Origin of the sequence: Curtobacterium sp. PhB130 (assembly GCF_003755165.1) — a bacterium.
Taxonomy (GTDB): Bacteria; Actinomycetota; Actinomycetes; order Actinomycetales; family Microbacteriaceae; genus Curtobacterium.
In genome coordinates, this window is sequence record NZ_RKII01000009.1 from 328,007 (window position 1) to 348,159 (window position 20,153).

General features: G+C 73.5%; 20 protein-coding genes. 4 read left to right on the forward strand and 16 right to left on the reverse strand.

Annotated features, from left to right (window positions below):
• The first annotated feature begins 241 nt into the window (after nucleotides 1-241).
• The gene (locus EDF24_RS15015) at nucleotides 242-802 is read left to right on the forward strand and encodes a GIY-YIG nuclease family protein (RefSeq protein WP_123653228.1); all 561 of its coding nucleotides are present in this window, start codon (nucleotides 242-244) and stop codon (nucleotides 800-802) included.
• Between the two features lie 11 nt (nucleotides 803-813).
• On the opposite strand, the gene EDF24_RS15020 is transcribed toward EDF24_RS15015, so the two are convergent.
• Genes EDF24_RS15020 through EDF24_RS19275 form a run of 3 tightly spaced genes read right to left on the reverse strand, consistent with a single transcriptional unit; the run spans nucleotide 814 to nucleotide 3,072 of the window.
• The gene (locus EDF24_RS15020) at nucleotides 814-1,779 is read right to left on the reverse strand and encodes a hypothetical protein (RefSeq protein ID WP_123653227.1); all 966 of its coding nucleotides are present in this window, start codon (nucleotides 1,777-1,779) and stop codon (nucleotides 814-816) included.
• A 49-nt stretch (nucleotides 1,780-1,828) separates the two neighbouring features.
• Nucleotides 1,829-2,497 (reverse strand): RES family NAD+ phosphorylase, encoded by a 669-nt coding sequence (locus tag EDF24_RS15025; protein WP_185021680.1) that lies wholly within the window; start codon nucleotides 2,495-2,497, stop codon nucleotides 1,829-1,831.
• The gene (locus EDF24_RS19275; protein WP_185021681.1) at nucleotides 2,494-3,072 is read right to left on the reverse strand and encodes a hypothetical protein; all 579 of its coding nucleotides are present in this window, start codon (nucleotides 3,070-3,072) and stop codon (nucleotides 2,494-2,496) included. Before EDF24_RS19275 ends, EDF24_RS15025 begins: the two co-directional genes overlap by 4 nt.
• A 113-nt stretch (nucleotides 3,073-3,185) precedes the next feature.
• On the opposite strand from EDF24_RS19275, the gene EDF24_RS15030 reads away from it, so the two are divergent.
• Complete coding sequence (locus EDF24_RS15030) at nucleotides 3,186-3,488, forward strand: metal-sensitive transcriptional regulator (protein WP_123653225.1); 303 nt, start codon at nucleotides 3,186-3,188, stop codon at nucleotides 3,486-3,488.
• A 7-nt stretch (nucleotides 3,489-3,495) separates the two neighbouring features.
• Here the strand turns inward: EDF24_RS15030 and EDF24_RS15035 are convergent, their stop codons facing one another.
• The 13 genes from EDF24_RS15035 to EDF24_RS15095 form a co-directional block, all read right to left on the reverse strand.
• On the reverse strand, nucleotides 3,496-3,747 hold the full coding sequence (locus EDF24_RS15035) for a DUF4287 domain-containing protein (RefSeq protein WP_123703874.1): 252 nt from the start codon (nucleotides 3,745-3,747) through the stop codon (nucleotides 3,496-3,498).
• A 582-nt stretch (nucleotides 3,748-4,329) separates the two neighbouring features.
• The gene (locus tag EDF24_RS15040) at nucleotides 4,330-5,487 is read right to left on the reverse strand and encodes an LLM class flavin-dependent oxidoreductase (protein WP_260233465.1); all 1,158 of its coding nucleotides are present in this window, start codon (nucleotides 5,485-5,487) and stop codon (nucleotides 4,330-4,332) included.
• Nucleotides 5,484-7,115, reverse strand: a complete 1,632-nt coding sequence (locus EDF24_RS15045) for an ABC transporter substrate-binding protein (RefSeq protein WP_123703878.1) — start codon at nucleotides 7,113-7,115, stop codon at nucleotides 5,484-5,486. Before EDF24_RS15045 ends, EDF24_RS15040 begins: the two co-directional genes overlap by 4 nt.
• Entirely contained in the window at nucleotides 7,112-8,833 is a 1,722-nt protein-coding gene (locus EDF24_RS15050; RefSeq protein ID WP_123703880.1) for an ABC transporter ATP-binding protein, read from the reverse strand. Before EDF24_RS15050 ends, EDF24_RS15045 begins: the two co-directional genes overlap by 4 nt.
• Nucleotides 8,830-9,717, reverse strand: coding sequence for an ABC transporter permease (locus tag EDF24_RS15055; RefSeq protein ID WP_123703882.1), 888 nt, complete (start codon nucleotides 9,715-9,717; stop codon nucleotides 8,830-8,832). The genes EDF24_RS15050 and EDF24_RS15055 overlap by 4 nt, the downstream gene beginning before the upstream one ends.
• A complete protein-coding gene (locus tag EDF24_RS15060) occupies nucleotides 9,714-10,748 on the reverse strand; it encodes an ABC transporter permease (RefSeq protein ID WP_123703884.1) in 1,035 nt (344 codons plus the stop codon). Before EDF24_RS15060 ends, EDF24_RS15055 begins: the two co-directional genes overlap by 4 nt.
• On the reverse strand, nucleotides 10,745-11,776 hold the full coding sequence (locus EDF24_RS15065; RefSeq protein ID WP_123703886.1) for an LLM class flavin-dependent oxidoreductase: 1,032 nt from the start codon (nucleotides 11,774-11,776) through the stop codon (nucleotides 10,745-10,747). Before EDF24_RS15065 ends, EDF24_RS15060 begins: the two co-directional genes overlap by 4 nt.
• Nucleotides 11,773-13,134: an NtaA/DmoA family FMN-dependent monooxygenase gene (locus EDF24_RS15070; RefSeq protein WP_123703888.1), complete on the reverse strand. Its 1,362-nt coding sequence runs from the start codon at nucleotides 13,132-13,134 to the stop codon at nucleotides 11,773-11,775. The genes EDF24_RS15065 and EDF24_RS15070 overlap by 4 nt, the downstream gene beginning before the upstream one ends.
• Nucleotides 13,131-14,369 carry an LLM class flavin-dependent oxidoreductase gene (locus EDF24_RS15075; protein ID WP_123703890.1) on the reverse strand — a complete coding sequence of 413 codons (1,239 nt, stop codon included), beginning with the start codon at nucleotides 14,367-14,369 and terminating at the stop codon, nucleotides 13,131-13,133. The genes EDF24_RS15070 and EDF24_RS15075 overlap by 4 nt, the downstream gene beginning before the upstream one ends.
• Nucleotides 14,370-14,389: 20 nt before the next feature.
• Complete coding sequence (locus EDF24_RS15080) at nucleotides 14,390-14,791, reverse strand: carboxymuconolactone decarboxylase family protein (RefSeq protein WP_123703892.1); 402 nt, start codon at nucleotides 14,789-14,791, stop codon at nucleotides 14,390-14,392.
• Nucleotides 14,792-14,916: 125 nt separating this feature from the next.
• Nucleotides 14,917-16,197 (reverse strand): NtaA/DmoA family FMN-dependent monooxygenase, encoded by a 1,281-nt coding sequence (locus EDF24_RS15085; protein WP_123703894.1) that lies wholly within the window; start codon nucleotides 16,195-16,197, stop codon nucleotides 14,917-14,919.
• Nucleotides 16,194-16,859, reverse strand: coding sequence for an LLM class flavin-dependent oxidoreductase (locus tag EDF24_RS15090; RefSeq protein WP_123703896.1), 666 nt, complete (start codon nucleotides 16,857-16,859; stop codon nucleotides 16,194-16,196). Before EDF24_RS15090 ends, EDF24_RS15085 begins: the two co-directional genes overlap by 4 nt.
• Before the next feature lie 136 nt (nucleotides 16,860-16,995).
• Nucleotides 16,996-18,330, reverse strand: a complete 1,335-nt coding sequence (locus EDF24_RS15095) for an acyl-CoA dehydrogenase family protein (RefSeq protein WP_123703898.1) — start codon at nucleotides 18,328-18,330, stop codon at nucleotides 16,996-16,998.
• Between the two features lie 97 nt (nucleotides 18,331-18,427).
• On the opposite strand from EDF24_RS15095, the gene EDF24_RS15100 reads away from it, so the two are divergent.
• Both EDF24_RS15100 and EDF24_RS15105 read left to right on the forward strand, forming a co-directional pair.
• The gene (locus tag EDF24_RS15100; protein WP_123703900.1) at nucleotides 18,428-19,144 is read left to right on the forward strand and encodes an MgtC/SapB family protein; all 717 of its coding nucleotides are present in this window, start codon (nucleotides 18,428-18,430) and stop codon (nucleotides 19,142-19,144) included.
• 445 nt (nucleotides 19,145-19,589) lie between these two features.
• Nucleotides 19,590-20,150, forward strand: coding sequence for a histidine phosphatase family protein (locus tag EDF24_RS15105; protein ID WP_123703902.1), 561 nt, complete (start codon nucleotides 19,590-19,592; stop codon nucleotides 20,148-20,150).
• Nucleotides 20,151-20,153: the final 3 nt, after the last annotated feature.

Consider the following 20,153-nt stretch of genomic DNA (forward strand, 5'->3'; position numbering starts at 1 on the left):
CTTCGACCGCGACCTCGGCCCCACCGCCGACTACACCGTCACCTTCACCACCGACTCCGGCCAGAACCCCCTCACCCTCCACCTGAACGGACCGAAGCGCTAGACAGCAGACCGTCCGAACAGCGATGCCCGCGGATCAGCTCCGCGGGCATCGCTGTTCCTCGGCGCACTCGGACCCGCAGCGCGCAGGCACCACACGGTCGACGCCTGAGCGTCGGCGGTCGCCGGTAGCGTTCGGCGCATGGTCGAGTCGTGCTGCGTCCCGGGCTGCGCCGGCGCGAGCGCGCCCGGCGCGCCGGTCCCGCTGTGCTCGTCGCACGTGCTGGTCGTCAGCGACTTCGGCGCGGCGCACCACGGCACCGAGGACGCCCTGCCCGGACCGTGCCTGGTCTGCGGGTCCCGCGTGGGGGTGCGGTTCGCCTCGGGGATGCTCTGCGCGGTCTGCGAGTGGCCGTACGGGGACGTCCCCGACCAGGACCTCGCTCCCCCGCGGGTCGACGTCGTGTACTACCTCCGGCAGCAGGACGGCGTCGGGGACCGCATCAAGATCGGCACGACCGCGAACCCGCGGCAGCGGCTGGCCCGGATCGCGCACCAGGACCTGCTGGCGTTCGAGCGCGGCGACCGGATGCTCGAACGGCATCGGCACGCGCAGTTCACCGCGTCGCGGTACCCGGGCACCGAGTGGTTCCGGGTGACGCCCGCGCTGCTCGAGCACGTCGCGGTCGTCGGCGCCGGGGTGCCGGACCCGTGGGCGCTGCACGCGCGGTGGCTGAGCGAGGCGCTGGCGCTGCGCGGGTGACGCCCGGCGCGTCAGCGCGCGTACGCGTCGACGAAGAGGGCGCCGCGCACGTCGCGCAGCGTGTCCACGAGCCGCTCGATCGTGCGCCCGGAGACGCCGGACACCTGGAGGTCGTACGGCCCGAGTGCGGGCAGCCGTCCGGTCCGGATACGCACCACTTCCCAGCCGACACCACGGAGCGCCCGGTCCTTCCGGCGGTCGGACTCCTCGCGCGGGCCCACGTGCTCGAGCCCGTGCCGCCCGGTGGAGTCGTACTCGATCGCGACGCGGAGCTCCGGCAGGATGATGTCCGGCCAGGCCTCGACGTGGTCGTGGAAGGGCCGGTCGAGGCGGATCGCCGTGCGGTCGAACGTGAAGTCGAAGCGGTCGGAGAGCGCCTGGCGCAGCTCGGCCTCCACCGCGGAGGCCGTCGCCGGGGCACACACGCTGATGAACGCGTCCCCCGAGGGGAGCCGCGGGGTCTTCGGGCAGATCGTCCGCGGAGGACGCGGCGCACGCTGCCCCGAGGGACGCCAGCCCGCTCCCCGGGCACGCGAGGACGCGACGGCACCCGTGGGGAGGGACGACCCCCGACCCGCTGCCGGGAGCGTCTGGCGGCCCGTCGTCCGCACCGCGCGTTGCGGCACGGGGACGACGGCCGGCCAGTCCTCCGGCAGGACGGGCCACCGCTGCGGCTTCGCCATCACCTGGCACTCGGGGCACCACACCGACCGGCGACGCTCACGCCCGGGGCGGCCGCGCTGTTCGGCGGGGGTCGCGACGAAGACGTGGCCGACGTCGCACTCCCAGGTGAGCAGCACGTCGGCGGCGGGCGGGATCTGGGTCAGGACGATGCCGGCGTTCCACTCCGGGTGGTACTGCCGAATGAGCACCGGGTAGGACTGCCAGGCGTCGCGGAACTCCCCCACGGCGTACGGCATCGGCACGCCGCGCGACCACTGCCGGCGGCGCCACCACGCGTCGACGGGTTCCACCACGCCACGACCGTACGACGGGCCACCGACACACGGCGCCCCCGGGAGCCCGTCAGTCGCCCGGCGGCGGGACGATCGTGAAGCGCTCGGGCCCCGCCGCGGACCCGTCCTCGAGCACGCGGATGCCCGACTCCCGGCACGCGGTCACCCCGTCGCGGTGCACCCGCTCGGGGCGGGGCCGCCGCGGGACCCCGGCGTCCCCGAACACCGCCCACGCGTTCGGTGCGGCATCGCTCGTGAACCGGGTGCTGTACCGGACGCCCGCGAACCCCGCGGCGTCGAAGCCCCGCGCCCACGCCTGCGGCACGCGGTAGTCCCCCATCGTCTGCAGCTCGGCCCCGACGCCGTGCCGGACAGCGTCCGGTGCGGTGACGTCCGCGAACCGGCGCCCCCGGGACGCCCGCGCGGCGACGACGACGATCTCCCGCGCACGGCCGACGAACACGGTGTTCGTGTGCAGGGTGTGGTGCGCCAGGCGTTCGCGCACCGCGACCTCCACCGAGTCCGCCCAGTAGCAGGTGCCGCGGGGATCGGCGAGGTCGAACCGCCCGCCGTCGACGCCGTCCGCGTCCGCCGGGGTGCTCGCGAACCACCAGGCACCACGGTCGTGCCGCTTCGCGCGGTAGAACGTCGTGCCCCGTGACTCGACCGTCGGGAACCCGGGCAGGTCGGCGTCGGGACCCGGGGCGCGCTGGGCGACGTCGGTCCGGCGTTCCGTCACGCGTCCGCCAGCCAGGCGTTCGCCGCACGTCGGGCTGCTGCGAGCACGGCGTCGTGACGACCGTCGCGGAGTGCCGCGGCCGCGGTGGTGCCGCCGAACTCGTCGGCGACGGTGTTCAGCCAGAGCGCACTGCCCCACGGGTCGATCCGGTCGGGGTCGAGGAGCGCGAGGACCTCGCGCAGCCGGGGCAGCGGTGCGCCGGCCGGCCCGAACTGGAACGAGGGGAAGATCCGGGTGCCGTCACCGATCTTCAGCCCGAGCAGGTCGCCCTTGGCGCTCGCCTTGCTGATGGCCTGCCGCGACACCCCGCGCCAGGCGGCAAGCGACGAGGAGTCGTAGAACGGGCCGATGAGCTCGTCGGCCTCGTGCTTGACCGACGGCAGCGCGGCGACCATCCGGTCCGCCAGCGCCCCGACGTCGGACGTCGCGGCGATCGCGTCGTCGTAGCGCCCGGCGCGGAGTCGGTCGCGGATGGCGGAGAGGAGTGCGGTCTCCGCGGTGTCCGCCGCCGCCCGGGCCGTCGCTGCTCGTGCCGTCGTCGTCCGCCCCGCCATTGCACGTTCTGTCGGTGTCACCGCGTCCGCCTTCCTGCAACCGTGTCAACCAAGACTACGACCGGCGCGTCAACCACGTCAACCAGTTGTGTCCGATGGCATACCCTGGAGGGGTACCGGTCCAGGGAGGCCTCATGAGCGAACACGAGCAGCACCACGAGCACGGCTACATCTCGTCCAAGGACGCCTACCTCAAGCGGCTCAAGCGCATCGAGGGTCAGGCACGCGGGCTCCAGCGCATGGTCGAGGACGAGCAGTACTGCATCGACATCCTCACGCAGGTGTCCGCGATGACGAAGGCCCTGCAGTCCGTCGCACTCGGACTCGTCGAGGACCACCTCAGCCACTGCGTCGCCGATGCGATGGCCGACGGCGGGGACCCCTCGGCGAAGGTCAAGGAAGCGTCGGAGGCGATCGCGCGACTCGTCCGCTCCTGAGGGCGCTCTAGGACGCGAGCGCGTTCTTGACGTAGCCGACGAGGGCGTTGGCGTGCCCGTGCCCCATCCCGTGCTCCGTCTTCAGCCACGTGACGACCTCCATGTGCCGCTCGGTGTCGAGCCGGTCCGCGACGAGGTCGAGCCACTCCTGCACGGGACGTCCGTAGGTCGTCTCGATGCTCGGGAAGTACGACGCCGGCCCCTTCGCCTTCGATCCGTCCGCCGGGGGCTCCGGCGCGGTCACGCGGTGCGCTGTCATGCGGTCACGATAGCCGCCGGGCCGCGCGCCCGAACGACGAGGTCGCCGTCGTACGACAGCGACGCCGTCGTCGTCGCGCGCCTGCACCTGGTGCGGACGCGTGGCTACGACAGGCTCGATGTCGTACGACATCGGCGGTGTCCCTCGATGTGTCCGCAAGTTCCGACACGGCGCCGGTCGATCGACACGTGCGCTGTCGGAATATGCGCACGCACTCGATGTGTCCGCAAGTTCCGACACGACGCCGGTCGATCGACACGTGCGGTGTCGGAACATGCGCTTGCAACGGGTCGCGGGCAGTGTGGCCGGCCCGGCACCGGACGGGAGGCTCGGTGCCGGGCCGCCACGAGCCTCCCGTCCGGTGGGTGACGGGCCGCCGCCGTCAACCCGCGCCGGAACGCTGCCCGAGCCGGAGCCCCCCCCCCCCCCGAGCCGGAACGACAGCGGCGCTGTCGTACGACAGCGCCGCTGTCGTTCCTTGCACGCGCGGGGTGTTGCGGGCGCGGGAGAACGACGAGGTCGCTGTCGTACGACAGCGACCTCGTCGTTCGGGGTCAGGGCGGCGCCGCGCGCGCGGGCGGGTCAGGCGCGCGCGTGCGCCGCGGCCGCCGCTGCCGCCGCCGGCGCGGCCGCGGCGCGCGCGGCCCACGCGGCCGCGAGCAGCTCGTAGGAGCGGACGCGGGCCTCGTGGGCGTGGGTGATCGTCGTCACCAGGAGTTCGTCGGCGCCCGTCGCCCGGCGGAGGGTCTCCAGCCCGGCGACGACCTGCTCCGGAGCGCCCACGAACCGCGTGGCGACACGATCGGCCACCGACGCAGCGGCGGACACCTCGAGCGGGTGCGCTGCCGCGTCCTCGGGCGACGGGTACGGGACCGCGCCGACGCCGGACCGGATCGAGTGCACCCAGGTGTCGTACCCGGCGCCGATCCGTGCGGCCTCCGCTGCGGTGTCCGCGACGACGACGTCCGCGGACACGATGACGTGCGGTGCCGCGAGGACCCCCGGGCGGAAGGCCGAGCGGTACGCCGCCACGGACGCCAGCACGGTGCCCGGCGACGTGTGGTAGTTCGCACCGTAGGGCAGCCCGAGCGCGCCGGCGATCCGCGCGCTCTCGCCCCCGGTGGAGCCGTGGATCCACAGTTCGACGTCGGCGCCGTCGGCCGGGGTGGCCTCGACGACCTCGCCGTCGCGGGTGAAGGTGCCGGCGAGGAAGTCGCGGATCAGGGCGACCTCGCCGGCGAACCGTTCGACGTCGCCGGGGACGCGTCCGAGGAGCGCACCCTGCAGCGCGAAGCGACTGTTCGGCGCGATGGTGAAGTCGAACGGCGCGGGGATGAGCAGGCCGTCGACGACCTCGTCGGCACGCGGGGTGAGCGACGGCGCACGAGCCGCCCCGGGCGCCGGGGCACCGGAGCGCCCCAGTCCGAGGTCGAACCGCGGGCCGTACAGCCCGGTCAGCGTGCCGAAGGTCTCGGCGATCTGCAGCGCCCGCTGGTTCCCGACGAGCGTCGCCGCGCTGCCGACGCGGATCGACGACGTTGCCGCCGCGATCGCCCCGATCACGATGTTCGGCGCGCTGCCGGCCACCCCGGGGTTGAGGTGGTGCTCGGCGAGCCAGTACCGGGAGTACCCGGCCCGCTCGGCGTGCTGCGCGAGGTCGACCGCGTTCCGGAGCGCCTCGGTGGAGGTCGACCCGGCGCTGACGGGGACGAGGTCGAGGACGGCGAGCGGCGTCGTCACGAGGCGTCCTTCCAGGCGCCGGTGAGCTGGTCGAGGCGTGTGTCGGCGCCGTACGCGATGCCGTGCACGTCCTTCGCGGTGGCGATGATGCTCGTGAGCTCGTGCACCGGGACGAAGTCGGCCTGCGCCGCGATGCGCTCCTGGATCTGGTGGAAGGTCGCCTCGCGCTCGGTCACGGACGACTGCGACAGCTCCTTCGTGAACAGCGCGTCGAGGGTCGGGTCGTCCGCACCGATGCTCTGCGCGCCGGTGCTGGTGAACTTGGAGCGGAGCACGTCACCGTCGGCGCGGGAGTTGTTGTCCCACGAGACGTCCCAGTTCCCACTGGCGAGGTTGGCGAGGTACTGCGGGACGGTACCGCTCTCGAGGGTGAGGCCGACGCCGACCTTCTTGAGCTCCTGCTGGATGAGCTCGAGCGAGGTCTGGTTCGGGCCGAAGTTCGTGATCCAGACCAGCTTGAGCTGGAGCTTCTCCCCCGCACGAGCACGGATCCCGTCGGCACCCTTCACCCAGCCGGCCTTCGTCAGCGCGGCGGACGCCGCCGAGGGGTCGTACGCGAGCGTGGAGGAGGTGTCGGTGAACCCGGGCGTCGTCGACCCGAGGACGGACTTGCCGACCTTGAACAGCGAGTTCAGCGACGTGTCCCGTACCGCCTTCGGGGAGACGGCCTGCGCGATCGCCTTCCGCACCGCCAGGTCGGCGACGAGCGGCCGCTCCTGGTTGAAGGTCAGGCCGAACACCTGGCCGGGGTTCGCGCGGGTGACGAGGGCGAACTGCGACCGCAGGGAGTCGGTGTCGCTCGGCTGCACACTGCTGATCGCATCGAGCTGTCCGGACTGCAGGCTGCCGGAGCGGACGCTCGCCTCCGGGACGACCTGGAACGTGACCTTCGACAGGTGGGCGGCGCCGGCGTTCGACCGTGCGGCGGGCCCCCAGTCGTAGTCCTTCCGCTTCGTGATCACGGTCGACGTGTTCTTCGTGTACGACGACAGGGTGAACGGCCCGGTGCCCACGACGTCGGCGCCGGTCGCCCGGTCGACGAAGGGGGCCTTCGTCGTGCCGGGCGAGACGATGCCGAGTGCGACCGAGGACGCCGCGTTCGGGAACGCCGCGTTCGGGCTCGAGAAGTCCACCTCGACGGTGTCGTCGTCCACGACCTTCGTCCCGCGGTACCCGGAGAAGGAGGAGGCGGCGGTGCTCGCGGCGCCGGCGGCCGCGATGTCGTCGAAGGTGTCCTTGACCGCGGTCGCGTCGAACGCGGTGCCGTCCGAGAACGTCACGCCGGACCGCAGGTCGAACGTGAACGCCGTGGCGTCGCTGTTCGCGGTGTACCCCGTCGCGAGCCAGGGCTTCAGCGACCCGTCGGACGGGTCCTGCCAGAGCAGCGAGTCGACGAGCTGCCGGGTGATGGCGAGCGTGTCGTTGCCCGCACCGATCCCGGACGGGTTGAGCGAGATCGGGTCGTTGGCGATCGCGTAGGTCAGGTCGCCGCCGCCGACCGGCTTCGACGAGCCGGACCCGGCCGACGCGGCCGTCCCGCCCGAGGAGCAGCCGGCCATGACGAGGGCCGCCGCGGCGCCGGCCGCGATCGCGGCCACCAGTCGGTACGGGGTTCGTGCGGTGGTCATGATGCTCCTTCGGGGGTGACGACGTCGACGACGCCGAGATCGGGTGCGACCCGGCCCGAGGGGCCGGCATCGGGTGCGACCCGGCCCGAGGGGCCGGCGTCGGGTGCGACGCGCCGGGACCGTCCCGGGATCGCGTCGAGCAGCGCACGGGTGTACTCGTGCTGCGGGTCGTGCAGGACCTGGGCGACGTCGCCGTGCTCGACGACGCGGCCGCCCCGGAGGACGGACACCTCGTGTGCGATGCGGCGGACGACGGCCAGGTCGTGCGAGATGAACAGGTAGGACACGCCGAGCCGCTCCTGCAGCTCGGCGAGCAGGTCGAGGATCTGCGCCTGCACCGACACGTCGAGCGCCGACACGGGTTCGTCGAGCACGACGAAGGCCGGGTCGAGCGCCAGCGCCCGGGCGATCGCGACGCGCTGTCGCTGCCCACCGGAGAGCTCGTCCGCACGACGTCGCAGCACGGACGCCGGCAGCGCGACCAGGTCGACGAGTTCCCTGGCGCGGGCGGCCCGGGACCGGCGGGAACCGATGCCGAACGCGGCGAGCGGGTCCGCGATCACCGACTCGATCGCGAGCTTCGGGTGCAGCGCCGCGTACGGGTTCTGCTGCACGATCTGCGCCCGACGCCGGAACGCGCGGAGTGCTGCACCCCGGTGGCCGACGGGGCTGCCGTCGAACAGCACCGTGCCGGCGTCGGCGCGCTCCAGGCCGAGCACGAGCCGCGCCGTGGTCGACTTCCCCGACCCCGACTCCCCCACCAGTGCGAGCGTGCGGCCGCGCGGGACGGTCACGTCCACCCCGTCGACGGCGGTCACGTGGCCGAAGGACTTCCGCAGTCCGGTCGCGACGACGAGCGGGTCACCGGAGACCGACGGGAGGCTCGGCTCGGCCCCGACGACACCGGTCACGTCGTCGAGACTGGGCGCGGCGGCGATGAGGGCACGGGTGTACGCCTCGCGCGGCGAGCCGAGCACCTCGTCCGGGGTGCCCTGCTCGACGATCCGCCCCTCGGAGAGCACCACGATCCGGTCGGCCCGGTCGGCGGCGACCCCGAGGTCGTGCGTGATGAACAGCACGCTCGTGCCCCGCTCCGCGACGAGACGGTCGAGGTGGTCGAGGATCGTCCGCTGCACGGTGACGTCGAGCGCGCTCGTCGGCTCGTCGGCGACGAGGAGCTCCGGGTCGCCGATGAGCGCGATCGCGATGAGCACGCGCTGTCGCATCCCGCCGGAGAGCTCGTGCGGGTACTGCCGGGCGCGGAGCTCCGGGCGGTCGATGCCGGCGCGACGGAGCTCCTCGACGGCGCGCGCCGCGGCCTGGGCGCCGGTGGCGATGCCGTGGATCCGGAGGACCTCGGCGACCTGGGTGCCGATCCTCGTGACCGGGTTGAGCGAGACCGTTGGGTCCTGCGGCACGAAGCCGATCCGGAGGCCGCGGACCGCGCGGACCTCCGCGTCCGTGGCGGTGACCAGGTCGAGGTCCGCGGTACCGGTGCCCGCCCCGGCGAGGTTCGCCGAGCCTCCCGTCAGGGTCGCCGCTGCGGGCAGGAGCCGGAGGACGGCGTGGGCCGTCGTCGACTTGCCCGAACCGGACTCGCCGACGATCGCGACGCGCTCGCCGCGCCCGATGTCGAACGAGATGCCGTGCAGCGTGGTGCGGCGGGACGCGCCGTGTCCGTGGTCGACCGTCAGGTCGCGGATGGTGAGGAGGCTCATCGGATCGCCCGCCGTTCGGTGTCGAGTGCCCGGGCGAGCCGGTTGCCGGCGAGGACCGTCACCGCGATGACGAGACCCGGGATCGTGGTGAGCCACCACGAGGTGGCGATGAAGTCGCGGCCGGTGGCGACGAGCGAGCCCCACTCCGGCTGCGGCGGCTGGGCGCCGTAACCGAGGAAGCTCAGGCTCGACACGGCGAGGATCGCGGTGCCGAACTCGAGCGCGGCGAGCACGAGCACCGGTCCTGCGGCGTTCGGCAGCACGTGCACGAGCAGGACCCGCCACCAGCGGTTCCCGTTCGCGGACGCCGCCTCGACGTACTGCGCCGTGCGCACGCGGACCACCTCGGAGCGCATGATCCTGGCGATCGTGGCGATGCTCGCGACGCCGACCGCCACCGCGACGTTGACCGTGCCGAAGCCGAGCACGGTGACGATCGTCAGGCTGAGCAGCAGGCTCGGGATCGCGAGGAGGACGTCGGCGACGCGCATCAGCACGGCGTCGACGACCCCGCCGACGAACCCGGCGACGAGCCCGACGAGCGAGCCGCCGACCAGGCCGATGGCGATCGCGAGGACGGCGGCCTGCAGCGTGAGCGCGGTGCCGTGCACGACGCGGGCGTAGAGGTCGCGGCCGAGCTGGTCGGTGCCGAACCAGTGCGCGGCGTCGGGTGCGGTGAGCTTCGCGGCAGGGTCGGCGGCGAGTGGGTCGTGGTGCGTCAGGGCTCCGGGGAGCAGTGCCGCGAGGACCACGAGCGCGAGCCAGACCACGGCGATCGTCAGGGTCGGGCGGGCGACGAGGGCGCCGGCGAGGGTGCCGCTGCGGCCGGTGCTCCGCCGTGTCGTCAGGCCGGCGCCGAGCGCGAGCCCGGTCGTCTCGGTCATGCGGGTACCCCCTGGGGCGTCGGTCCGGTCGGTTCGCTGGTCGGTCCGCCGGTCGGACCGTTGCTCGACGACCTGTCCGGCTCGCGGAGCCTCCGGCGGCTGCCGGCGACGACCACACGCGGGTCGAGGAGCGGGTACACGAGGTCGACGATGAGGTTCACGACGACGAAGACCGCCGCGGCCAGGAGCACGATCCCCTGCACGACCGGGATGTCCTGCTGCTGCACGGCCGTCGCGGTCACCCGGCCGAGGCCCGGTCGGGAGAACACGGTCTCGGTGACGACGGTTCCGGAGAACAGCTGCCCGACGATGAGCCCGGTGACGGTGAGCGCCGGCAGGGCGGCGTTCTTCAGCGCGTGCCGGAGCTGCACCCGCCACCGGCCGGCGCCCTTGGCGTAGGCGGTGTCGACGTACGGCTCGCGGAGCGTCTGCACGAGCGACTTCGAGAGCAGCTGCGCGATCGTGGCACCGGTCGGCAGCGCCAGCGTGATCGCGGGCAGCACGATCGACGCCGCGCCCGCACCGCCGAAGGCCGGGAACAGGTGCAGGCCGAACGAGAACCACTGCACCAGGAGCAGGGCGAACCAGAAGCCCGGCACGGCGACGCCGATCGGGGGCAGCTGCAGGAGGAACTGTCCGAGCGCCCGGTTGCGCGTCCAGGTCGCGAGGACCGCCAGGCCACCGCCGACGAGGACCGCGAGGACGAGTCCGGCGACCGCGATCTGCGCCGTGGGCAGGACCGCCTCGCCGATCACGTCGGCGACCGGACGACCACTGCCGATGGCGCGGCCGAGGTCGCCGGTGAACAGCGCGCCGAGGTGCTGGACGTACTGGACGAGCACCGGCTGGTCGAGGCCGTACTGGTGCCGGAGGGCGTCGAGCTGGGCGGCCGTGACGTCGGTCGCGTCCGGGCCGACGAGGATCCGGGCGGGGTCGCTCGGCAGCACGTAGAGGACGAAGAACGAGATCGTCCAGGCGGCCCAGAGCACGAGGACCGCCTGACCGATCCGGGAGAGCACGTACCGGGTCATGCGGGAACCGCCTCGGCGCGGTGGATCGCCGGGGTCCAGCCGAGCTCCGGGGCGACCTTCGTCACGACGTCCTCGACGATCTGCTCGTACTCGTCGGCAGCGAACTCGTACGGCAGCTCGACACGGAACTCGTCGACCTCGGCGAACGTGGCGTCGTGCACGAGCTGCTCGACGATCTGCTCGCTCGTCCCGACGAGGTCCGCCGAGAACAGGGTCCGGCGCGGGCCCTGCGGCGCGGTCTGCCGCTCCAGCCGGGAGTCCCGCCACGCGGTGTAGCGGTCGCGGGAGACCCGGTCGGCGGAGTCGGTCGGCACCAGGCAGCGACCCCAGGCCAAGCGGGGCCGGTGGCCCTCGGGGAGCGCGGCGCGGTACGCTGCCAGCTGGTTCCGCTGCGCGGTCCCGTAGTCGTCGGTGTCCTCGCCCGAGGTGAGGTTCCCGAGGAGCAGGTTGAGCCCGGCGCTGCCGGCGAACGCGGCCGAGCGGAGCGACCCGGCGCCGTACCAGACGCGGTCGACGAGCCCCGGCGCGTAGGGCTGCAGCCGCGGGCGCTGCACGTTCCCCGGGCTGGCGATGACCGTGTCCGCGTCGCCGAGGAACGTCCCGTGGAGGTTCTCCAGGAAGCGGGACACCCGGCCGTACCCGAGGTCGAAGGAGCGCCAGTCGCCGTCGAACACCCGGTCACCGAGGAGGTCCGCGTGCGGGGTACCGGTCGAGAGTCCGACTTGGACGCGGCCGTGCGACAGGACGTCGGCGAGCGAGAAGTCCTCGGCGAGGCGGAACGGGCTCTCCCACCCGATCGGGACCACCGCGACGCCGAGTTCGATGCGCGTCGTGCGCTGCGATGCCGCGGCGAGGAACACCGCCGCGGACCCGATGCCGTGCTCGAGGTGGCGGTGCCGGACCCAGGCGCCGTCGACGCCCAGCCGTTCCGCGGTGGCGAAGAGGTCGAGCGTGGACTCGAGGCCGGCCGCCGGTGCGTCGTCGTCGAAGTTCCCCGGCACGAGGACGGCGAGGCTGTCGATGCTCACGCGAACACCTCCTGGCTGGTGGAGACGCCCGGCAGCCCGAGCGTCTGGCGGAGCGTCGCGCCCTCGTCGTAGGAGCGCCGGTACACGCCGCGCTCCTGGAGGATCGGGACGACGGTGTCGACGAACTCGTCGAGGCCGTACGGGTTCGTGTGCGGGACGACGACGAACCCGTCGGTCGCCCGCTCCTGCACGTACCGGTCGATCTCTGCGGCGATGTGCGACGCCGTGCCGACGAAGCCGCCGCGGGTCGAGACCTCGATCACCAGGTCCCGGATCGACAGGCGCTCGGCGGCCGCCCGGTCACGCCAGCCCTGCACGAGGGCCGGGACGTCCCGGACGTGCCGTGCACGCCCCCGGGTGATCGCGGCGCCGTCGAGGTCCGGTTCGACCTCCGGCAGCGGACCGTCGACGTCGTACCCGGACAGGTCGCGGTTCCAGACCTGCTCGAGGAACGCGATCGCGGTCGCCGGGCTGACCTGGGCGCGGCGGATGGCCCGGGCGCGCTCCTCGGCGTCGGCCGTGGTGTCCCCGATCACGAACGTCGCACCGGGGAGGATGTGCAGCTCGTCCTTCGACCGTCCGACGCGCTCGAGCCGTGCCGTGACGTCGGCGTAGAACTGCTGGGCGTCGGCGAACTCGGTGTGCAGCGAGAAGACCACCTCGGCGCGGGTCGCCGCCAGGTCCCGGCCCTCGTCGGAGTCGCCGGCCTGCACGATCACCGGGTGCCCCTGCGGGCTCCGCGGCACCGCGAAGGTCCCGGTGACGTCGAACTGTGCGCCGTGGTGGTCGACGTCCCGGATCCGGGAGCGGTCGGCGAACACGCCCGTGCGTCGGTCCGCGACGATCGCGTCGGCCTGCCACGAGTCCCACAGCGCACGGGCGACGTCGATGAACTCGGCGGCCCGGGTGTAGCGCTCGGACGGGTCGAGGAAGCCGCCGCGGCGGAAGTTCGCACCGTGGAACGCGTCCGAGCTCGTCACGACGTTCCAGCCGGCACGGCCGCCCGTCAGGTGGTCGAGCGTGGCGAGCTGCTTCGCGAGCTCGACCGGCTCGTTGAACGTCGTCTGCAGGGTGCCGACGAGTCCGATGTGCTCCGTCACGCCGGCCAGGGCCGCCAGGATCGCGAGCGTGTTCGGCCGTCCGACGACGTCGAGGTCGTGGATCCGGCCCTTCTGCTCGCGGAGCCGGAGCCCCTCGGCGAGGAACAGGTAGTCGAACAGCCCGCGCTCGGCGTTCCGGGCGAAGTGCTCGAACGACGAGAACGCGATCTGGCTCTCCGCTCGGTCGTCGCTCCACACGGTGGTGTTGTTGACGCCGGGGAAGTGCGCGGCGAGGTGGACCTGGCGCTTGGTGCTCATGCGGGGACTCCTCCGGTCAGGGCGGTGCTGGCGGCGGTCGCGTACCGGCTGACGGCTGGCGCGATGCCGAGCCGGGTGCGCAGGTCGGCCGCGGGACGGGATGCCACGTCGGCGCGGAGGCCGGCCGTGACGAGCGCGGGGACGAGCCGACGCGCGATGGCGGTGCTGTCCTCCGGGATGCGGAGCGGCCGGAGCCGGACGCCGGCGTACCCGACCGCACGGAGATCGGCGATGCGCTCGACCAGGTCGGGGACCGTCGTCGCGAGCACCGCGGCGTCCGAACCGGACCCCACCGCGTACGGGGCTCCCGCGGCGGCGTCGAGCGCGGCGAGGGCGTCGGTCGCCTCCGCCGAGGTGGACCCGATGAGCACCGCGAGGTCCGCGAGGACCGGACGCGGGGCCGTGGACCCGGCTGCCTGCTCCAGCTGACGGACCTCGTCGACCCAGGCACGGGCCTCCCGGCCGTCGATGCCGGGCGTGACCAGCACGACGTCCGCGACGTCCACGGCCAGCGCGGCCGCGTCCGTGCGGTGCGCCAGCGAGAACACCGGCGGCCGGCCCTGCGGCGACCGGGGGACGATCGACGCGCCGTGGACCGAGACGTGCTCGCCGGTGAACTCGGCGTTGTGGATCCGGTCCCGGTCGATGAAGCGGCCGGTCGTGATGTCGCGGATGACGGCGTCGTCGTCCCAGCTGTCCCAGAGGCGGTCGACGACCTCGGCGACCTCGCGGGCTTCGGCGAACAGGTCCGCGATCTGCTCGGGTGCGGGGACGGGGACACCGGATGCGGTCGGGAGGGTGCGGCGGCCGAAGAGGTCCGCCTCGCGCTGGGTCGGGCTGGCCTGCAGGCGCCAGCCGGCGCGGCCGAGGGACACGTGGTCGAGGGTCTGCAGGGCGGTGGCGACATGGAACGGCTCGGTGTGGGTGACGCTGACGGTCGGGACCAGGCCGATCTGGCGGGTGGCCGGGGCCACTGCAGCGGCGATGAGGAGGGCGTCGAGGCGGCCGACGACGGTGCGGGTGTCCAGGTCGCCGGTGGTGCTGGTGGTCGGGCCGGCGGTGAACGAGTCCTCGATGGTGACGGCGTCGACGCCGAGGCGGTCCTGCTCGACGATGACGTCGCGCCAGTGGCGGAGCGTCGTGAGCCGCTCGGCGTCGGAGTCGGCCGCGCGCCAGGCGGCGGGGTGCCAGCCGGCGCCCTGCAGCGCGGTGACGAGGGTGATGCGATCGGGCATGGGGTCCTCGGTCCTGGGTGTCAGTGGGTGTGCGCTGCTGCTGCTGGGGCCGCAGCGGCGGCGCTCGGTGCGGCGTCGACGCTCGGTGCGGCGTCGGCGCCGAACTTGAAGCCGAGCCGGCCGTGGGCGAAGCCGCCGCCGGCGCGGATCGCCGTCGCGACCCACGCGGACTCGGCGAGCTCGGCTTCCGTCGCACCGGCCGTGACCGCGCGCTGCGAGTGCGCGTCGATGCAGTAGACGCACTGAGTCGTGATGCCGACCGCGACCGCGATGAGCTCCCGGTACTTCAGCGGGATCGCGCGCTCGTCGGCCTGGAACACCGCGTCGTCGAACCGGGCGAAGGCGCTGAGGATGTCCGGGGTCTCGCGCTTGTAGACGGCGGTGAAGGTCTTGTCGTGCTCACGGTCGAGGAAGTCGGTCATGCGCCGACGGTACGGCCGGAGGGGCCGTCGCACGACAGGTGTTGCGGCCCGTGACCGGGGGTTTCGTCATGTGACTCGGCCCGGCGGCCGCGCGTCACACAGCGTCACGCCGGGCGCGCTGCGCGTCACGCCGGGCGCGCTCGTGCTGCCAGGCGGGCGCGCAGCGTCGCGTGCTCGTACTCGCGGTGGAAGACTCCGCGCTCCTGCAGGATGGGGACGAGGTGGTCCACGACGGTCTCGAGCCCCCGCGGGAACTCGTCGATCATGAGGTTGATGCCGTCGGCCGCGCGGCTCCGGTACCAGTCCTCGATCGTGTCGGCTGCCTGCTCGGGGGTGCCGACCACGATCCGGGCCCCGTAGCCACCGAACCCCCGGAGGACGTCCCGCAACGAGGTGTTCTTCGCGCGGACCCACCCGACGACGGTCTCGTGGTAGCCGAGGGACGGCCCGTACGTGACCGGATCGACCTCGCGATCGAGGATCCGTGCCGGGATCGGGGCGTCCAACGGCAAGTCGGTGAGGTCCGCGTCGAGGTGGGTGCCGAGCGCGCGGAGCGCGTAGCCGTCGGGGGCGAGCGACTCCAGGTGGTCGAAACGGGCGCGGGCCTCGGCCTCGGTGCTGCCGAGGACGAGCGACAGTCCGGGGACGATCGTCACGTCGGAGGACCGCCTCCCGTACGTCTCCGCGGCGAGTTTCACCGCCCGGTGGTGCTCGCGCGCAGGCTCCGGGGTCAGCTCGACGGTGAAGACCCCCTCCGCGACCCGGGCCGCGAGGTCACGACCGTGCGGGGACCCGCCCGCCTGGAACACGACGGGGTGGCCCTGCGCCGACGGCGGGATCCGGAGCGCTGCACCGTCGTGCGACAGGAACTCGCCGCGGAACCGCACGTCCTCGCCGGTCGCCGCCGAACGCCAGAGCGCCTGGACCAGGTCGACGAACTCCCCCGCCCTGGCATAGCGCTCGGGCCGGTCCGGGTTCTGGTCCACGCCGAAGTTCGCGGACACCGAGCGGTCGTAGGTCGTCACGGCGTTCCAGGCGGACCGGCCACCGGAGATCGTGTCGAGCGAGAGGGTCCGTTCGGCGAGTTCGACGGGGTCGTTGTAGGTGGTCGAGGCGGTCCCGACGAGGCCGAGGTGCGTCGTGGCGCCGGCGATCACGCCGAGGGCCACGAACGGTTCGAGGAGCCCGTAGGCGCGGACGTTCGGGTCGCTGTACGACGGGTGGTCGGCGAGGAAGACCATGTCGAGCAGCCCGCGTTCGGCGGTGCGACCGAGGTCCTCCCAGAACGCGGCGCCGAGCAGGTCGGTCGGCTGGACGTCCTGGGTCCGCCAGGCCGCTGGCCGCTGCCCGAAGCCCTGCAGGTTGACGCCGAGGACGAGGCCGGCGTTCGCGTCCCGCCCGCTCATGCCGGCCCCGGCCCCGGTCGGAGGTCGGACACGGTCGTCGCGGAGAGGACGAGGTCCGCTTCCGGCAGGTCGACGTCGTCCCACACCGCGAGGACCGGAGACCCCTGCACGCTCGACGGCGTCGTGAGGGGGCCGCGGACGCGGTAGCCACCGAGTCCGCCGTCGTGGTCGAGCTGTCGGACGAGCCCGGTGTCGGCGAAGACCCCGGTGTCCCGGTCCCCGACGATGCTCTCGAGCGGCCAGGTCGTCCAGAGGCCGGACACCACCCGGGCGAACTCGGCGGGGTCGTGCTCCTCGTCCGACGGGGGCACGCCGTGGTCCCGGGCGCCGACGAGGATCCCGACCCGGCCTCCGAGCACGTGGTCGAGGGAGAGGATCCGGCGTGCGACGTTGTACGGGTGCTCGCGGGTGGGCGCCACGGCGATCAGGAAGCGGTGCTCCGGCAGGGCCCGACCGAGCGCCAGCGCTGCCGAGGTCGGGTCGAGTCGGTACCCGCGGCCGCGCTGCGGGTCGAAGCGGTCGGCACCGATCACGACCGTGTCGGCGCCGGAAGCGCGGATCCGGTCGGCGAGCAGCGCGACCCCGCCCGGCCGCGTGACCGCGGCGGTGAGGTCGGCGTCCGGCACGCCGACGTGGCGGTCGATGGCGGTGGGTGCGTGCACGTGGGCCTCCCGGGTGTGGAACGGCCCGTCATCTCCGCCTCCCCAGCGTCGGTGACGGGCCGATGCCGACGACCGTACGGGCTCGGCGCGCTCCGGTGCGCCGAGGTGTCACCGGGTTGCCCGCGATGACGGGACGTTACGACGACGTCGTCGCAGCGCTGCCCGGTGTGACGGGGTCGGCGGTCTCGCGGGGCGTCGTGCGCGCGCCGGGGTCGGCGGTCTCGCGGGGCGTCGTGCGCGCGCGCGGCTCGGAGCGGTCGAGCGGGCTCGCGCCGTTCACCAGGTGGTCCCCGACGATGCGCCGCTTGTGCACCCGGGGGTTGTGCGAGGACAGGGTCCTGGCGTTCCGCCAGTGCCGGTCGAGTCCGAGCGACCGGAAGGTGCCCGACGAACCGAGGGCGTCGAAGACGAGCGTCGTCGCGTCGAGCACCGCGTCCGTGACGACGGTCTGCGCCTGGGCGACCGTGATCCAGCTCCGCTCGAGTCCGGCGCGGAGGAGCTCGTCCGACGTCGGGTCGGCCCCGGCCGCACGGAGTTCCGCGTGCCGGGACACCACCGCGTCGATCGAGCCGAGGCTCGCGACGAACGCCGCGTCCGCCGCGTACACCCGCGCCGCGACGGTCCCGATCGCGGCGAGCAGCTCCGGGTCGTCGGTCGGCCGGACCTCGGTGCCGTTGTGGTGTCCACGCGCGCGGGCACGGAGTGCGTCGACGCCGTCGCGGAGGGCCGCACGACCGATCCCGACCAGGATCGCGTGCATGAAGGTCTGGTAGTACTGCTCCTGGTACGGGTACCGGGTGGCGAACGGCAGCACCCGCTCGTCAGGGACGTGCACGTCGGTGTACCGGACGCTCCCACTGCCGGTGATGCGCTGCCCGAAGCCGTCCCAGTCATCCCCGATCGTGACACCGGGGTCCTCGGCATCGACCAGAGCGACGACCTGGTCGCCGGTCTCGTCGAGCGCCATCACCGTGACCCACCTGGCGTAGATGCTGCCCGTCGAGTAGAACTTCGCGCCGCTCACCCGCCAGCCGCCGTCGGGGTCGCGTCGCGCCGTCGTCGTGATGCGCTCCCCCGCGGCGTTCGGCGTCTCGCTCCAGCCGCCCCCGACGATCTCCCCGTTCCCGAGCCGCTCCACGACGTGCCGGTCGAACGCTGTCCCCTCGGCGTGCACCCGGTCCTCGACGAACGAGAAGTGGTTCCGCCACACGTGCGCCAGGTTCGGGTCCACCTCGGCGATCTCGGCGATCGCCCGGAACAGGTCCGACAGCCGCGCACCGGCACCGCCCCACGCCGTCGGGGTCAGCCACCGGGAGAACCCGGCGTGCACCAACCACCCGAGCTGCTCGGTCGCCGGCCGCTCCGCCTGCTCGCGCTCGAGGGCGTCCGCGCCGATCCGCTCGATCACGGGCCGGAGCGGTGCGATGAGGTCGTCGTACCGGTCATCTGCGGGGATCTCGCTCGGACACATGCGGCGCACGCTACCGACGCGCTCACGCCCGCGGGAGCCCTGCCGCAACGGGACGGAACCGGACGCAACACGGCGTCACAGGCGTACCGTCGACCCGATGAGCATCCAGGACCTGACCGTGCCGTTCGCCGGACAGGGGCTGCTCCAGATCGGCGAGGTGCTCCTCGCCTTCGTGCTCGCGTCCCTCATCGGACTCGAACGGCAGCTCCGGTCGAAGAGCGCGGGCATGCGCACCCAGACGATCGTCGGCACCGCGTCCGCCCTGTTGCTCCTCGTCAGCAAGTACGGCTTCAGCGACGTCCTCGTCGAGGGCCACGTCGTGCTCGACCCGTCCCGCGTCGCCGCGCAGATCGTCTCCGGCGTCGGGTTCCTCGGTGCCGGCCTGATCCTCACCCGGCGCGGAGCCGTCCGGGGACTGACGACCGCAGCCTCGGTGTGGGAGACCGCGGCGATCGGCATGGCCGCCGGCGCCGGGCTGTGGCTCCTCGCCCTCGTGGTCACCGCGCTGCACTTCGTCGTCGTCTTCGGCTACACCGCGCTGATCCGCGCGCTCCCGCGGTCCTCCGACACGTCCCTGACGCTCGACGTCGTGTACGACGCCGGTCGAGGGGTGCTCCCCCGGGTCCTCGCGCTCGTCACCGCCGGCGGGTGGCACGTGGGCCGGCTCGTGCAGCAGGAGAGCGACCGCGACGGCGCGACGGCGGTGCGCCTCGAGGTCACCGGCGCTCGGGAGCCCGACGTGCTGCTGGCGCGCCTCGGCGAGGTCGAGGGCGTCCGCGTGGTCGACCCCACGGTCGCCGACGACCTGGAGTGAGGCAGGGTCGTTCCCCCGAACGACGTCGCGGCCCGTCACCACGGGCTGCACCCGGCAACTGCCGGACGGGAGGTCCGTGACCCGTCACCCCGGAAACACCACCCGGCAATCACCGGACGGGAGGCTCGTGACCGGCCCGACCCGAGCCTCCCGTCCGTCAGCTGGTCGGCGCAACCGCCCCTGCCGGGCCCGCGCAGATCGCCCGACGCCGCGCGTTCCTTCCCATGACGCTCGCGCTGGGAAGTGGGAACGCGCTTACGGGGGCAAAAGAATCGACCTCCTACGCGCGATTCGACCCCCTACGCGCGAATCGACTCCCTACGCGCGTTTCGACCCCCTACGCGCGTTTCGACCCCCTACGCGCGATCCAACCCCCTACGCGCGGATCGACCACGCGCGAGCGCGAACTGGGCAACGTGACCCGCGCACCTGCCAGGATCGACGAGTGCCCTCGTACTTCCTGACCCACGCCGAAGTGGACGTGGACCCCGCCGAACCGATCGAGTCGTGGAGGCTGTCCGCCACCGGACGCATCCGTGCCGGGGCAGCGCACCGGACCGCCTGGGACCCGGCCATCGCCCGCATCGCCTCGAGCGAGGAGCGCAAGGCCGTCGAGACCGCCGCGCTCCTCGGCGCAGCCGTGTCCGGCACCCCGACGACGGACCCGCTGCTCGGCGAGATCGACCGGAGCGCGACGGGCTACCTGCCGCCCGCCGAGTTCGAGCCCGTCGTCGATGCGTTCTTCGCCCGCCCCACCGAGTCGGTGCGCGGGTGGGAACGGGCGGTCGACGCCCAGGCGCGCATCGTCGCCGCGGTCCGGGCACACACCGCGGACGGGTCCGACGTCACGATCGTGTCGCACGGTGCCGTCGGGGCGCTGCTCCTGGCAGACCTGCTCGGTGAGCCGATCTCGCGCGCGCTCGACCAGCCCGGCATGGGCAGCGTGTTCACGTTCGACCCGCGCACCTGGAGCGCCCGCTCCCGGTGGTCGCGCGTCACGCCCTGACCG